The 14,611-nt window shown below is 68.2% G+C and carries 12 protein-coding genes and 4 pseudogenes; 8 read left to right on the top strand and 8 right to left on the bottom strand.

Going from position 1 to position 14,611, the window contains the following annotated elements:
* Positions 1 to 36: 36 nt before the first annotated feature.
* Together OHA98_RS20550 and OHA98_RS20545 are read right to left on the bottom strand one after the other, a co-directional pair.
* Positions 37 to 1,311, bottom strand: a complete 1,275-nt coding sequence (locus OHA98_RS20550) for an RICIN domain-containing protein (RefSeq protein WP_266928047.1) — start codon at positions 1,309 to 1,311, stop codon at positions 37 to 39.
* Between the two features lie 371 nt (positions 1,312 to 1,682).
* On the bottom strand, positions 1,683 to 1,928 hold the full coding sequence (locus OHA98_RS20545; protein ID WP_266928045.1) for a hypothetical protein: 246 nt from the start codon (positions 1,926 to 1,928) through the stop codon (positions 1,683 to 1,685).
* On the opposite strand from OHA98_RS20545, the gene OHA98_RS20540 reads away from it, so the two are divergent.
* Positions 1,927 to 2,247 (top strand): hypothetical protein, encoded by a 321-nt coding sequence (locus tag OHA98_RS20540; protein WP_266928044.1) that lies wholly within the window; start codon positions 1,927 to 1,929, stop codon positions 2,245 to 2,247. The genes OHA98_RS20545 and OHA98_RS20540 overlap by 2 nt on opposite strands.
* A 446-nt stretch (positions 2,248 to 2,693) precedes the next feature.
* Here the strand turns inward: OHA98_RS20540 and OHA98_RS20535 are convergent, their stop codons facing one another.
* The gene (locus tag OHA98_RS20535; RefSeq protein WP_266928042.1) at positions 2,694 to 5,546 is read right to left on the bottom strand and encodes a M48 family metalloprotease; all 2,853 of its coding nucleotides are present in this window, start codon (positions 5,544 to 5,546) and stop codon (positions 2,694 to 2,696) included.
* Positions 5,547 to 5,642: 96 nt separating this feature from the next.
* Positions 5,643 to 6,200 carry a hypothetical protein gene (locus tag OHA98_RS20530; protein ID WP_266928041.1) on the bottom strand — a complete coding sequence of 186 codons (558 nt, stop codon included), beginning with the start codon at positions 6,198 to 6,200 and terminating at the stop codon, positions 5,643 to 5,645.
* 1,266 nt (positions 6,201 to 7,466) lie between these two features.
* On the opposite strand from OHA98_RS20530, the pseudogene OHA98_RS20525 reads away from it, so the two are divergent.
* A pseudogene (locus OHA98_RS20525) lies at positions 7,467 to 8,221 on the top strand (transposase family protein).
* 667 nt (positions 8,222 to 8,888) lie between these two features.
* Positions 8,889 to 9,156: pseudogene (locus OHA98_RS20520) on the top strand (transposase); the annotation flags it as partial.
* Between the two features lie 28 nt (positions 9,157 to 9,184).
* Here the strand turns inward: OHA98_RS20520 and OHA98_RS20515 are convergent.
* Positions 9,185 to 10,048, bottom strand: coding sequence for a hypothetical protein (locus OHA98_RS20515; RefSeq protein WP_266928040.1), 864 nt, complete (start codon positions 10,046 to 10,048; stop codon positions 9,185 to 9,187).
* Positions 10,049 to 10,334: 286 nt separating this feature from the next.
* On the opposite strand from OHA98_RS20515, the gene OHA98_RS20510 reads away from it, so the two are divergent.
* The 4 genes and pseudogenes from OHA98_RS20510 to OHA98_RS20495 all read left to right on the top strand — a co-directional run.
* Positions 10,335 to 10,574: a hypothetical protein gene (locus tag OHA98_RS20510; protein ID WP_266928038.1), complete on the top strand. Its 240-nt coding sequence runs from the start codon at positions 10,335 to 10,337 to the stop codon at positions 10,572 to 10,574.
* 18 nt (positions 10,575 to 10,592) lie between these two features.
* The gene (locus OHA98_RS20505; protein ID WP_266928036.1) at positions 10,593 to 10,886 is read left to right on the top strand and encodes a DUF6233 domain-containing protein; all 294 of its coding nucleotides are present in this window, start codon (positions 10,593 to 10,595) and stop codon (positions 10,884 to 10,886) included.
* 266 nt (positions 10,887 to 11,152) lie between these two features.
* Entirely contained in the window at positions 11,153 to 12,043 is an 891-nt protein-coding gene (locus OHA98_RS20500; RefSeq protein WP_266928035.1) for a hypothetical protein, read from the top strand.
* A 175-nt stretch (positions 12,044 to 12,218) separates the two neighbouring features.
* A pseudogene (locus OHA98_RS20495) lies at positions 12,219 to 12,818 on the top strand (IS5 family transposase); the annotation flags it as partial.
* Positions 12,819 to 12,967: 149 nt separating this feature from the next.
* Here the strand turns inward: OHA98_RS20495 and OHA98_RS20490 are convergent.
* Together OHA98_RS20490 and OHA98_RS20485 are read right to left on the bottom strand one after the other, a co-directional pair.
* Positions 12,968 to 13,084 (bottom strand): hypothetical protein, encoded by a 117-nt coding sequence (locus OHA98_RS20490; protein WP_266930824.1) that lies wholly within the window; start codon positions 13,082 to 13,084, stop codon positions 12,968 to 12,970.
* Complete coding sequence (locus OHA98_RS20485) at positions 13,066 to 13,617, bottom strand: hypothetical protein (protein ID WP_266931011.1); 552 nt, start codon at positions 13,615 to 13,617, stop codon at positions 13,066 to 13,068. Before OHA98_RS20485 ends, OHA98_RS20490 begins: the two co-directional genes overlap by 19 nt.
* A gap of 326 nt (positions 13,618 to 13,943) precedes the next feature.
* Between OHA98_RS20485 and OHA98_RS20480 the strand changes: the two genes are divergently transcribed.
* Positions 13,944 to 14,138, top strand: a complete 195-nt coding sequence (locus tag OHA98_RS20480; protein WP_266931010.1) for a hypothetical protein — start codon at positions 13,944 to 13,946, stop codon at positions 14,136 to 14,138.
* Here OHA98_RS20480 and OHA98_RS20475 read toward each other — a convergent pair.
* Positions 14,069 to 14,410 (bottom strand): annotated as a pseudogene (locus OHA98_RS20475) (helicase associated domain-containing protein); the annotation flags it as partial. The gene OHA98_RS20480 and the pseudogene OHA98_RS20475 overlap by 70 nt on opposite strands.
* Between the last annotated feature and the right edge of the window lie 201 nt (positions 14,411 to 14,611).

Below are 14,611 nucleotides of genomic sequence, written 5' to 3'. Positions count from 1 at the left end.
GCCGTCAGGCTTCGGCCACTCCGGGATCATCCGGGATCAGGGGTTGGCCTGCCGGACCCACTTCTGGCTGTTGCCGCCGTTGCAGGTCTGCTGGACGAGCAGGCTGCCGCTGCCGGTCGCGCCGCCCGCGACATCGATGCACAGACCCGAGTCCGCGGCGCGAAGGGTGCCGTCGGGGTAGAGCCGCCACTGCTGGTTGGTGTTATGGGAACCGCATCCCCAGACGGTCACCTTGCCGCCCGGAGTGCTCTCGCCGTTGTTGTCCAGGCACACGGCGTAGCCGAGGGGGTCCGTCGCTCCCAAGCGCAGGAAGCCCTGGATCACGCCCTGGGGGCTGAGGGGGGTGGTGGGCACCGGGGAGGTGGAGACGCTCGGGGAATTGGGCAGGAACATCCAGATCTGCTTGCCGGTACCGTCACAGGCCACGATGTTCGTCTGCGCGCCCCAGGGCTCCTGGCTGGGGGAGTTCAGGCAGAGACCGGAGGCCGAGCCCTTGATGGGGCTGGTACTGGTGAAGCCGCGCACAACGTGCTGGCCCGACCCCGAGGGCGTGCTGGCGAAATTGGACTGGCCCGCGCAGCTGCCGTACTCGTAGACGTTGTTGACCGTGCCGGACAGGCCGCCCGCGTCCGTGCTGCTGGGGCCGCCGAAGTAGGCGTCGGACACCGTGTTCTGAGCACAGGTGCCGGCGGCGTTGTAGTAGACGTACTCGACGAACCCGTTGCCCGAGGAGGTGAGCAGACCGCTCGGCACCGTCCAGCTGCCGATGTGGGCCACGAGCTGCTGGGGGTTGGCGGAGTCGTAGACGTCGCCGGTCCAGGTGTTGGTGGTGGACGTGCTCGCGGTCCGCTTCACCGTGAGGTTGTAGGTGTGGCCGTATACGGCGTTGAAGAGGACGGAGCACGACTGGCCGGCGTCGCCGTCGGCGCCCGGTCGGCAGTTGGGGTCGTTGCTGGAGGTGTCTCCGGGGGTGCCGGCGCCGCCGGAGGCGAACACCGAGAAGATGGCACGGAACTGCTGGGTGTTGCCGCTGGTCGGCTGGGGCTGCAGGCCCGTATAACCGATCCGGCCGTTGGCGACGCCGAACTGCTGGGCGTAGTAGAGGCCGGTCTGCTCGCTCGCCGGGTTGATCGCCATCGGGAAGGTGATGTTGGTCAGATGCCCTGAGGGGGCGTTCGGGACCGACCAGCCGAGGGATACGTTGCCGCCGAGGCCGAAGTCGACAGCCGACGCCGACGCCGGGGCGAGCAGTAAGAGCGCCGCGGCCGCCACTGCGGCGCCGCAGCGCCGCAGTATCGAGGGGAGGGACATGCGAGTTCCTTCCTGCCGCCCGTGCGCGAGAGGCCATCAGCGGCATGACTGGAGTGCTGGTGCGAACTGGCGGGACAAGTGCTTCGAGCGGAGCGATGACGCGAGCCGGAGCTTCCAAGGCCCGTACGCACGTCCTACCACCACGCGATGCGCACAGTATCCGCACAATCACCGCCAGTGAGGCACCGTTTCTTCAAATCAGTCACCTCTCATCGGTGAAATGGCGGAAATCCCCACTATGACCGTCATCAAGGAGAGAGGTGTGATAAGGCGGGCAACCGCGACACCCGTACGGCCTGACATCGCAGGGGGGCGACCCCGCTCTCCCGAAGCTACGGCGCAGTGACCAGTAGCGCTCTGGGGTGCGCTTGTCAGCCTTCCGGGTTCTCACGGGTGAGGCGCAGGTGCCGGCCGTCGGCGCCGCAGGCGAGAGTGGGGGTGTAGGTCTCGGGCGCCGGGCGGCCGGCGCTCTCCCAGGCGGTGAGCCAGTCGCGCAGGACGGCGAGGGACGGGGATCCGGGGCGGTCGGCGAGGATCGTTCCATCCTGTTGAAGGACGGCGGCGGTCGTCGCGGTGGAGTGGCCGATGGCCCACAAGTCCGGGGTGAGGCCGGCCATGGTGAGCTGCGGGTCGGCCTGGGTGGCGGTAAAGGTCCGCCAGGACGGCCAGTCGAGTTCGCCGCCGTCGTACGGCTCGGTATGGACGTCCTTGAGCAGGCGGGCGAGCGCGGTGCGGGCGCGGGTGTGGAGGTGGTCGTCGCGCTCGCGCCAGGCGATGGAGATTCACGACGGGGCCGGCGTCCGGTTCTCCCGGTCCACCCACCGGCGACGGCAGTTCCTCGCGGCATCCGCCGCTGTCGGCCTGGCTGCGCTCGACCTCCCCGACGCCGAAGCGGTCACCCGCCGCGCGAACCGGCCCGGCCCCACCCAGCGATGATCCTGGCATTCTGAGGTTCGGCGATCTGCTCGCCAGAGCGGCCCGCAACGACGCACGCCACGAAACCCCTGTGATCATCTCTCCATCAGTTCGGTCGGGACCCTCGCATCAACCTGTTCCTTCCGAACGGGGCGAATGGCGGCACACGAAGCAAGCACCTAGCGGCGGTACGCATACGCACTGATGGTGTGGCTGGATTTCCTGGAGGCCATCGGCAGTTCGTGGGACTGTGCGAGCGCACGCGATGTCGAAGCGTTCAAGGACTGGCGAATCACTGACCTGCGCGGTGGTGAACGCATCCGGCCGACTTCGTTCGATACGGATCGCGCTGCCTTGAACTCTTCTACACCTGGGTGAGTTCACGCTACGGAGTCTTCTACCCGGTGCCGACCGTCCAGGCGGACGACTCGGACGAATTCTGCCGGGACCGACCGCATCGCGAGCTGTTACGAGCTTCCAGGAGCAGGCTCCTGGCCGGTGTGGTCACAGACGGCCTTGGAGCCCGTAGCGGCCGGGCGGGAGGTGCCCCGATAGCCGCCATCACGCAGGATTCCGTCGATCGCGGCGTTGACGGATTCGGCGCAGAAGGCGGCCGCTCGCAGGTTGCGCAGTGCGCTCAGCAGGGCCTTGGGGTCGCGTGCGTCCAGTGCTTGGGTGCAGCGGCGGCTTCCGGTGTCCGCCCAGGTAGCCATCTGATGCCAGTCGGCTCGTACGGGCGGTTCGGCGGGCACGCGGAACCATATTGTCTCGAACCAGACGGCCGTCCCCCAGTCGCTACAGACCGACGGAAGCAGCTGGTACAACGCGCCCCACCGGTCCTCGTCGTCCCGCGCCGAACGGAGGGCGGCGGTCAGTTGCTGGTCGTACCAGATCGCTGCGTCGATGAGCTTGTCGCCGCGGAGGCGATACCAGGCCCGGATCTGCCTGAGGCGGGTGGCTTCTGACAGCGGCGGACCCGGGAGCCCCCAGTTCTGCACCAGGCTGCGTTGGTATGTGAGGGTGTTGTTCCTGAGGCCGAGCTGGTACCTCCGGACAGCTCCGTCCGTCGCGGTGGCCGCGACTGCCGCGGCGCACAGCAGACTCACCGCGAGCAATCGAGCGCGAGCTCCGCGGGTCCGCGCATCCACATTACTGGTGACGCGCGCGTTCGGTGGCCGCCGAGGGCGGAGAAGACTGGTGGCCAGACCGGTGATGACGGCGGTGAGTGCGCAGAGGACCAGGGCGTTGTTCAGAATGAATGTGAACGGGAACAACGGCCGCCACCAGGCCGGCCGCCAGGCGCAGCTGTCCGACAGGACGTTGAGGGGGGTGACGCAACCGTCAACGGACACGAGCAGGGCCATGGCGGTGAGCCCCATCAGAGCTGCTGCCTGACCGGCTATCAGGCCACCTAGCAGGCGGTAGCGTCGGTCTGCGGTGCTCGCCACGGCGGCGGCCATGGTTGCCGGCAGGCACAGTGCCAGCAGCAGGAGTGCTGTGTACCGCAGGGCGTAGAGGCCGCCCCGCGTCTCCGGTACTGGTTGTCCGGTGTGGACGTACGCCTGGACGCCTACGACGGCAAGACACGCCAGTGCCCCACCCGCCAACCCGGGGCGTAGGACTTTACGCAAAGACGCCACAGGATCTTCCGTCAGAGCTGCCCGGGTCGGCTCCCAACCGGGACTGTCCGCTACCGGCCCCTTCGCCCAGGCGAGCAGCGGCAGGACCCACAGGAGGGTGATCACGAGGGCGCACAGCGGTGTGTCCGCAATGCTGCTCAACTGGGGGAACACCACGGCGATGCCGGGAACTCTGCTCAGGTCCCCGGTCGGATCTGCGGAGGGAAGCCATTGCAGGATGTCGCGGGCGATCATACGGGCGCTCGGACTGTCTCTGTTCAGGCTTGTGGCCCCAGCGAGCATCCACCACGTGAGCCACGCCATCATGGCGAGGGAGGAGACAGCCGCACAAAGGCCGAGCGCGGGGCGCAGAGTCCGGCCGCGCGAAGTGCCGATCCATAGACGTGCGCACTGCGTGACCCACCAACCGAAGGCTGCTCCCGCCGCCACAGGCACGAGCAGGACCAGCGGTTGCTCCGGCAGCCAGGACCAGCCCGCTCCGAAGCCGCTCAGGACCAGGCCGACCGACATCCCCGCCCCCAGCCACCCCCCGGCCCACCCCCCGGAAGGCACTCGGGAACCGGTCAACAGGGCATACGCAACCGCCCGCCACAGGGCGACCACGATCACACCGGCCACCAGCGCACCAGGAATGACGACCAGGATCACCATCAGGTTGCTGGTGAAATTAACGTGATACAGCGAGATCTGCCGGATCACCTGGGATACGGCCATGACAGGCACGGTGCCGAGGAGGAAGAGCGGCAGGACGGCGATACGGAACAGCGGCGCGGGGTCAGCGAACGCTCCCTGACGCAGGCCCCAACGCGGGTGTGTGCGCCACAGTTCGAGGAACGAGTCGAGAGTGCCGCGCGCCGCACTCCGGTGCGGCGTGGCGGTGACGGACCAGCCGTGCGGGTCCGCGCCCCAGCGCGCTGCGGTCAGGTCGGCGTAGATCTCCCGGCTCCGCAGGGTGTCGGAGTGGGTGAGATACAGCAGCACGACCATGACGACGGCCAACGCCGTCGCCCGGTCCAGCCGCGGCATGCCGCCGTTCGCAACGACCCCGTACGCCACATAGCCCAAGCAGAGCACGTACGGCAGCAGTACCAGCGCGAGGAAGACCCGCCACAGGGCTACCGTGAGGTAGGTCAGGGTGATGTCATGGTTGGCAATGTGGGCGAGCTCGTGCAGCAGCACAGCCCGGAACCGCTTTGGATCGCGGTGGCGGACGGCGAGCAGGCCGCCGTGAATACGGACGACGGGACGGCGGGTGCGGCCGAACACCACCGCGCTGACGGAGCCGGCTGCGGGGTCGATCACTACCCGGGGCAGCGAAGCCACATCCGTCGCGGCGCACAGCTCGCGGAGTTGGGCGAGGAGTGCACCGCCTGGATCGACTGACTCCAGCGGGACGACACGGCTGCGGCGGGCCTTCCACCGCGGCAGCACCGCGAAAAGCAGCCAGGCCATGACCATCAACAGCAGGGGCCAGCAGGCCAGCTGCCACCACGGCGGCGCGGGTGCCCAGATGGACATGCAGGACCGAAACGCTATGGCCTGACCGGTGATGCTGAGTGTCGAATTCCAGAAACTGCCATCAGCGGGGTCCACGCCTGCAGCGAGGGTGCATCCGGTCACGTCCCCGTCGGCCAGGACTCTGAACACCTCCAGGATCATGGCCCCGCTGGCGGTCAGCATCAGAAGCAACAGGGAGACGAACCGGGGGCCCGTACCCGCGCCAAGGACCTTCTCGTTGATCCGAAGCCGCTCTTCCGGTCCGAGCCCGCCAGACACCTAGTCCCGCCCGGTGGCCGAGCCGATAGCGCCCGGATCGGCCGGAGGCTCTGGCGCCGGCGGAGCAGGCGCATCCGATTCGTCGAACAGGGCCAGCCGAGCCACCACCGCATCGGCGAGCTCGTCGGCCCGTTCAGCCGGGAGCCCACGCTGCTGGGCCGCCGCCAGGATGAGTGCCCGAACCTGGACCAGCTGATCCCGCGTCAGTGCCGAGACCACCGCTACCGAGGCCGGTCGTCGCAACAGCCGCCGCGTCATACCCGTCACCCTCTGGGAGGCGTTGGTCACCGTCGTCGCCACCATGTGCTGCGCCACTCCGTCGAGCACCAACCACACGACGGGTGTCACCAGCGCGGCGACCTCTCCGATTCCGAAACCCAGCGGCTCGCGACGTTTGCCCCTGCGGCTTAGTCGCCGTGTCACCGTGGCGTCGTCGAAGCGGCGAAGCCCCTCCACAAGCGGCAGTTCCTCCGGCGCGACGGACGCCACTACCGAGCGCACCAGATCCCGCACCGGGTGCAACTGACCGTCGCCGGGCCTGTCGATTCCGGATTCCACTCGTCCCCCAGACATCCTGAACCTTCCCGGCCCGCAAGGGATCGGCCTCACACGATTCACTGTGGCACAGGAAGTGACGGCGCCACAGAACTTTCAGGAACGAGGAGCGGTGTAATCAGGACGCCGCGCCCGGGGCTCGGACAGCGCCGGTGCTGAGGCCCACGGAGCCGAGTCCTGCCCCCATCGGAGCGCCCGTCAGCGCAGCGATCTGGCCAACTCCTCCCGGCGGACGATGCCCAGGTGCTGCGTGGCGCGAGGCAGTGCCACGAAGGCGGGGCGGTGGCCCGTTGCCGGGCGCGGGGTGGCTCGTCGGGCTGAACGGGTGACGGTGAGGGGAGGGCGGGCGGATGACGACGAGGGTTTTCAGCGATGAGGAGTTTGAGGCCCCTGCGGTCGCTCCCGACGATCGGTAAGGAGGAGCTGATCCGGTACTCCACCCTCACCCCGGAGGCGTTCCTGCGGAAGTTCCGTCGGGCCCAGAATGTGCTCGGCGCCGTTGTGCAGCTGTGTTTGACGCGGTTCAGGGGACCGCCGGCCGCCCCGCGCCTGTTCCCGGAGAACACGGGGACCTGCTCCGTAGGTTGAGTCCATGGTCAGAACTGAACCCAGCGCGGCGGACAGGCACTTGATCCGGATGGCAGCAGAATACGGGCTGAAGCTCAGCCCCTGCCAACTGGAGCGATGGCGAACTGCTGGGCTGATTCCGCGGCCGGGGCCGGACACCCTGATGCGGATCGGGAGCACCAGGGTCTACAGGCCGGAGACAGCAGTCCTGGTGACAGGTCTCCTCACCTGCGCTCCGTGGTGCAGGACGGCCGGGGACCTGGCGCTGCTGGCGTTCTTCAACGGGGTCCCGGTGCCCTGTGATCCGGTACGAGCCGCCCTGATCGCGGAGTATTTTCCCCGCTACGACGAGGACCGGAAGCGGGCAAGCACACAGTTCGAGCGGGCCCGGGTGTGGCCGCCGGCGGGCGCGGTGCCTGGCCGTCTCGGGGACGTGAGGTGCGGCCAGGCGGTGGAAGTTGGACTGTCCGTCCACGGCTGCGGTAGGAGGACGAGCTGCGCAAAGAGCTGGACTGTCCGACCGTCGCCGTGTGGTGTCCGGGAGCGGGAGCGCACCGAGGGGGTGTTGCCTCGGTTCCGGTGACGATGAGCTGGTTCCAACCTGTCAGCTATGTACGTCAGTTGGGCGGCTCTGCAACGCGATGAAGCTCCTGGAAGGAGGTGTCACGACCAAGATCCACCGTGCCCCACCAGGAGCTTCGCGTGCTTGTCCGCCCGTCGTCGATTGATCTGTCCAGCCGTGCCTTGCGGTACCTGAGCGCTCGGCTGCATGCCCGGGGGCGGGAGATCGGGGCGCGCCGGCGGCGTCTGCCCGCAGGCCGACAGGCCCTGCTCGCCTTGGCTCACCCGCGGTGTGGCGATACCTGTGCCCAGCTCGCCGCCGGGTTCCGCATCGGCATCGCGACGGTCCATCGCCACATACGCGAGGCAATCGACGTCCTGGCCGCCCTCGCCCCGACCCTGACCGAGGCGATGAAGAATATGCGGACCAAGGCGTTCGTGATCCTGGACGGCACTCTCCCGCCGATCGAAAGGATCTCCGCCGACACCCCCGTACTGCTCCGGGAAACACAAGCGTCACGGCATGAACGTCCAGGTCCTCACCGATCCGTCCGGCCGGCTGTTGCGGGCGTCCTCCGCCCTGCCCGGGTCCGTCCACGACCTGACCGCCGCACGGACCCACGGGATCACCGACGCGCTCGCCGCAGCCGAGCTGAAGTGCTGGGCGGACAAGGTGTACCAGGGAGCCGGCCACCCCGTCCGCGTCCCGTTCCGAGGCCGTCGGCCCAAGCGCTGGAAGCGCCGACACAACAGTAGTCACGCCAAGATCCGCTGCCCGGCCGAGCAGACCATGGGGCCCTGAAGAGCCGGCGGCTCCTTCGGAAGCTCCGCTGCAGAACGACCGCATCACCACGATCGTCCAGGCCGTACTCGTCCTCCATCACACGTCAGCGTGAAGTTGAAAAAGGCTCACTGGCATACGCATATCTCCTACGAAGAACCAGGCGGCGACCGCCGCCGCTTCGTGGAGGATGCAGCATCAGGCAGGGGCTTCGTCGGGGAACTGGTTGCACTTCGCCACGATGGCGTAGGAGACCACGCTGACGCGCCCGCGCCCGCGCGCCGGCTCCGCCCGCTTCGCCATCCGACCTGGCTTGTGGCGCGTCGCCGCACCCGTGCGATCATGCTGTTCGTCGACATGGCAAAGATGGGTAGATGGCTGGCGTATGGGTGACGGTCTGTCTGCCGGCCGAGGCCGCAGACGATATCGAAAGGGCGCTTGCAGAGGCCCTCGCGCCTTTCTGCCTAGACACGGATGACAACCCCGTCGACCGTGGCATGTGGGACGAACGCCGCATCCACGGCGGGAGCAACGGCATGGGTTTCGCAGTCGTGCCCGGACACATGGACGATCCGAGGCTCATCCACGACGACCCTGGATACGACGGCGCGCCCCGCCCCAGCGCCCCGGGCGTCTGCGCCGGAGGACCACGTGCCCTGCTCGATTTCTCGCAGCCACACCTTGCCTCCGAGCGTGCGGTCGCCGCGTCCTGGGGCCTGTGGCGCAGCCTGTCCGCCGTACACCCTCCGGCCATTCCCCTCGCGGTCTTCGTGGACCGTTGGCTCAACGTCCACAAGGCCGCCGGACTGCGGGAGTTCGCCGCATCCCGGGACCGGCTGACCATCTACTGCCTGCCGCCCCACGCACCCGACCTCAACCCCGTCGAAGGCATCCGGTCACTCCTACGGCGCGGATGGCTCCAACGTCGCCTTCAGCACCCCCGAACACCTCGTCCAGACCGTCCGGCGCGGCCTGCGGCACATTCAGTACCGCAGCCACCTCATGGACGGCTGTCTCACCGAGACCGGCCTGACCATCCGACCCACCTGATCAGCAGCACGACATCCCGAGTTCAACCTCAGTACTCACCCGGAGTCTCCCACTGCCCCCTGGCCACTCCGTCCGTGTCCGGTACGACGGCGCACCAGTCGGCCAGTGCCGCATCGGCCAGCATGAGGGAGAAACCGTCATCCGCGACCTCGGAGAGTGTGTCGGCTCCACCGGGGTAGTTCCGGTGGGCCAGTTCGCCGTGCGTCAGCGGGGCCATGAAGACGGTGAAGTCGTCTTGCAGCAGTTCCGCTCTGGGGTTCAGCTCCGGCTCGGCGGCCACGCAAACCAGCGAGCGCGGCCGCAGTAGTCGGGCCACTTCGGCTGTGCTCTCCGGCGTCACGCGGAACCATCTGTACCCGTGAGCGCCGTACGCCCAGCGCTCGCATACCAGGGTCAGGCGCTCGGACGCCTCCGCCACCCTCGCCCAGAAACCCGCGTCCGCGACGGCGTCAACGGGGTCCGAGACCTCTACGGGTTCAGGAGCCGCGTCTCGCCACAGGAACGTCACGCCCTCACCATGGCGTCCCGCCAGATCGGTGGCCACCGCTGCAGTGGTGAAGAGGTGTACCGCTCCGTCCCATCCCGGCTCGATCTGAAGTTTCCCGGGTGCAGCGAGCTGACAATACGGCCCCCGCCCGGCTGCCATTCCCTCGGCGAGACCTATCGCTTGCGGCGGCCGGACCTCTGCACCGTTGCGCAGGCTGCGGTGCTCTTCGGGAAGGGGCTCGCTAACCAGCAGCCCGCCCACCTCCAAGAGGTCTGCGCCGCTCTTCTCAATCGCGGCTCCGAGCACCTCGCGAAGCTCCGCCGCGTACGCGCTCCAGGCAGCGGCTTCCGCCAGCTCCTCCCGCACGTGCTCGCTGCGGGGGCTGATGATCACCTCTTTGCTCATTTCGCCAGCCACTTGAGTCCTCGCAGCTCTCCGTTCGGCCCGATGTCCAATCGTACGTTCCGTCTCGGGCCGAGCCCCCGATGACGACGGCCGGGAAGACGAGTTTCCGTGGCCGCCGCTACCTTGCACCCTGGGTCAGGGATAGGAGACCGGGGCCAGGTCAGCGCGGCGCGGCTCGGGCGGTGAGTGGCCTCGTCCTCTCCAACTGAGCACCTACACCTTCTTCGAACAGTGCCAGCACCGCACGGCCTGCGCCCGCTGCGACTTCTACACCCCAAAGGACTCCATGAGAGCACAACTCCTGGAAGCCAAAGCCAACTTGCAGAAGATGACCGACTCGATCCCGCTCACCGAGGACGAACAAGCCGCGGTCACCGACGGCCAGAACTCAATCGATCAACTTCTCGGCATACTTGTCGATGCCCCGACCCCAGCCGGGCCTACACCCCACGAGATCAAGGCCCCCGGCGCGGCTCGACTCCTGCCGATCGTCGACGTCCGGCAGGGCGAAGCCACGCAAGCTTGACAAATCTGATTCCACAGAATGCGGTCCTGGCATGCCATGTGGGTTGCCCGGACCGATGAGGCCGTCGCGGCCGCTGAGCAGCGCGAGTGGGAGCGGCGGCAGGGTGAGCGAGTGCGCCTGCCTGCGCCGGACTGGGTGATGGAGCACGGGATCGGTGTCGGTGCTCCGGCGATGGAGATCCATGTCGGTGGGCGTTCTGCGGCGGGGAAGCGGCTGAAGGTGATCAGCCGGGAGGAGGCGCGGGGTGCGCTCGCGGACGGGGTCCGGGCGTGTACGCGCTGCCGGCCGGACACGGAGCTCGGGATGCTGTGACCGGGTGGGCGCGGATCCGGTCGTGGGGTCCTCGCCGTACTGGTTCGCCGCGGCGCGCTGATGCACTCAATTGCTTTCTGTGGAAGCATGATCGGCTCCGATTGGACTCGGCGGTGGGGTGTGACGTGGGCGAATGGCGGACCGATCCGACGTTCGCGATGTGCCGGGCGTTGGCGGACGGGGCAGAACTGTCCTCGTTCGCAGGCGGGCCATTCGACGTTCGAGCAGCGGTGGCCGCCATCCGGCCCGAGGCCAAAAACGGATTCTTGCTCGACCAAGTCCCCTGGGAGCGCTTCCCCCGGGGGGAACATGTCAGGGAGGCCATTCACCTGCTGCACACCAAGGACTCGCCTGTTCGCACCGGAACGGGCGTTGTGGACGGCATGTGCGCCAACGACATGCGGGCCGCCGCCGTTCTCGCCGTACCGTTCCTGATCCGCATCGCCGCCGACACCCGCCACCCCTACCGTGCCGACGCGCTCGCCGAGGTCTCCTCCCCGGCCCGCGCCCGCTACTTCGGTGTTGCCTCCCGCAATGAACTGTTGCTCCACCGCGCCGACGCCCAGGACGGAGATCTGTACGACGACTATGGCGTCGAGGTGACCGGCTACCCTGCTGGCTGGTCGGTCGCCGCCGCCCGGGCAGCGATCACCGCCGACATCGCTCTCCTGCAGCCCCTTCTCAGCGATTCCGACCCGTCGATACGCATCGACGCCGCCTACACACTGGCCACCGCCGCAGACCCCGACCGCGCGGTCCGTTCCTCCTTCCGTGCCCGGTTTGCCGTCGAGCGGGACCCGATCGTCAGAGCCGCCTTGGTCCTCGCCACCGCCGAAGCCACACGCACTCACCCCCACTCGCCGACCACCGCATGGATCCGAGAGAAGTGGCGGCAGCGGACACAGCCACCCAAGGTCCGGCTGGCCGCCGCGATCGGCTGGCTCTGCCTCACCGACGAACCCGTCCCCGAAGACCTGCGCGCCGCTGTCGACGACCTCGCCACCAATGAGCGCGCCCAGGCCATGGGCGCCTTGCCCTGGATGGCTGCTGCCAGCGGATCCGGCGAAACGGGACTGCGGCACTGCGTCCGAAAGATGCTTCACCCAGACCAGACCGATCCTGAGGAGCACGACGACCCATGGGCCCCGCGCCGCTGACGGGGTGACCAAGCCACCAGCGCTAGATGTTGATTCGTGCGAGTGAGTCGGGCTGTGTCGGTGTCTGTGCACGTTGGCGCTGAGAACTGCCCGAGCGCGCCGCTCGATTGAACGTGATGCCCTGGTGCAGATAGGACGGTGTCCTATGTGATGAGGCTGGGTAGCACTGTCCAACGTGGGGCAGGGGACGTGGAGTTGGATTGTTCCGGACGGGCTGTGGGAGATCGCGAGGCCTCTGATCCCGCCGTCGGGGGTGCGGCCGCAGGGCGGTGGGACGCAGGACACGCCTGATGAGACGTTGTTCGCGGCGATCGTCTATGTGCTGGTCAGCGGGTGTTCTTGGCGGGCTTTGCCGCCGTGTTTCGGGGTGTCGAAGTCGACACGCCGTGTTTCGGGGTGTCGAAGTCGACGGTGCACCGTCGCTTCATGATCTGGTCGAGGGCCGGTGTCCGGGGCCGCCTCCATGAAGCGGTGGTGCACCGCCTCGACGACGCCGGCGTCATCGACGTCTCGCGCGTCGTGCTGGGCTCCGCGCACGTGCGGGCTGAAAAGGGGGCGAACACACAGGTCCGAGCGCTGTGGACCGGGGTGAGCCGGGTTCCGGGATGCACGTCCTGTCGGACGCGAACGGACTGCCCCTGGTCGTCGGCGTCTCCGCCGCGAACGTCCACGACAGCCTCGCCCTGAAGCCCATGGTCGCCGGCCACACCAAACGCGACACGACCCCCACCGCGGTCGGCACCTCAAGCCCCAGCGACTGCACGCGGACAAAGCGCGGCTGTCCAGGGCTGTCCGGCGGCTGACCAGCGACAACGCCGGGGAGTGGGCGACCGGTCCGCACCAGAGTGCCGGACAGTTCTGTCTCACCCGGCCTCCGCGACCGGTGAAGCCGCGCTCTAATGCGGGCGGGAAGCCGCCAGGGGGTTACCGGAGCGGGGCTGGCAGCCGTGTCTTACCGTCAGTAAGTGCTGAGTCAATCTGCTCCTTCGTCAAGTTCCATGCGTCGCGCAGGTTCGCACCGGTCAGGTCCGCGCCACGCAGGTCTGCACCACGCAGAGCTGCACCACCCAGACGTTCACCAGGCGGAGTCGGCGCGAATCCGGGTGTGGGTGCGAGGTTGATGTTGGGGAGCTGGGCGCCGCGGAGATCCAGGAGAAAGCTGCCGCCCCAGTTTGTGTCGCGGGTGGCGAGGACGTCAGGGCGGCGTGGACGTCGGCCGGGACGTCCTGGCTCTTCGCTGGGGATTTGGCTGTGTGGGTGCGGATGTAGGTGGTGAGGACGTTGGCGATGGTGGGCTGGTCGCGGTGGGAGTCCTGCATGATCCGCTGCAGGGCGTAGATGCCGCCCAGCCGTACGTCCACCTTGTCCTCACCGAGGTTTCCCACCGCCGCCGTGTACCGGTCGGTGATCTGCCCCTCCTTGGCCAGCGCCCGGTCATCCCGCGCCTGAGCGGTGGCCTGCTGGGCCTGCTTATTGGCCTGTCTGGTCTGAACGTTCGAGTACCAGAGACCCACCACCGCCACGACAGCCGCGACCACCACGGTGAACAACTCGATCCGCCGCGCCCAGTCCAAACCCTCCGGGGCAGCAGCAGGGGCAGCGGGAGTGTCTGGTGGCCGGGTGGAGCCTGCTCCCAGGCCGACGGAGGTACGGGCAGTGAGACGAGTGGTAGGGCGTAGCCGTGGGTGGCGGGCAGGCGTGGGAGGCATGCCTGTATTCGATCTCAGCACACCACGCCAGCGCAGCGATTCGGTTCTATCAAGCCGAGGCCCTGTGCGGCACACCGGTGGTGTGGTGGGTTTCCGGGAGCGGCGGCACTCCAGGGGCGTCGGGTTGCTCCGCGCCTGCTTCCTGGCTGGATTGCTCACCTGTGGGGGTGTCTGCTTCGTACGGTGGGGTGGTGGACGACATGACGGCCGAGGTCGAGTTGCATGGCGGTCCGCTCGACGGGTGGGTGGTGCCGGTGGAAATCCGGCAGGACATCCTCACCGCGGCCGCAGCGGTGAGGGACGCCCCGGAGCCCGATCACGTCGCCCACCTGCTGGAAAGACTCGGCCGCCTGAACCTCCCGGACACCCCGGACTGCGCCCGGTGATGCCGGCGCCGCCGACAGCACGAGACCCCGGGCGACACGGTGGGTTCAACGACCGGCCATAGCCGGTGCCACGCCCATTCCATGCCGAGATCGGTGAGGGCCTGGAGTTGTTCGGGGGTGAGCTTGTCGCGTCGGCTTTTGGTGTTGCTGATGGACACACCGAGTTTCACGGAGTGCTCCTGGCCGTCGACCTCGACCGGCTCTTCGTGCTTCCTCGGGACAGGACGCTCGTGTCCTTCGCGCTGGAGGTACTGCGCAAGGGCCGCGCCCCCCGCCGGAAGGGCGCCGACAGCCCGCTTACCCCCTTCACCGCGCGCTGGGTGCGTGCAGGTCGTCGCTGAGCTCGTCGGCCTCCCAGCGGTTTCGGGAGAACGGGTGCTACAGCCTGTCAGGGGGCGTATGGCCCGCGTACTCGGCGAGCTGCCAGCTGTTCTTGCGGCCCGCCAAGCCCAGGGACCCACGGAAGAGAAGAT

The sequence above is a fragment of the Streptomyces sp. NBC_00654 genome, from assembly GCF_026341775.1.
In the GTDB taxonomy this organism is placed as follows: Bacteria; Actinomycetota; Actinomycetes; order Streptomycetales; family Streptomycetaceae; genus Streptomyces.
Note: the sequence above shows the minus strand (reverse complement) of the source record. Positions and strands in the feature narration are given on the sequence as shown.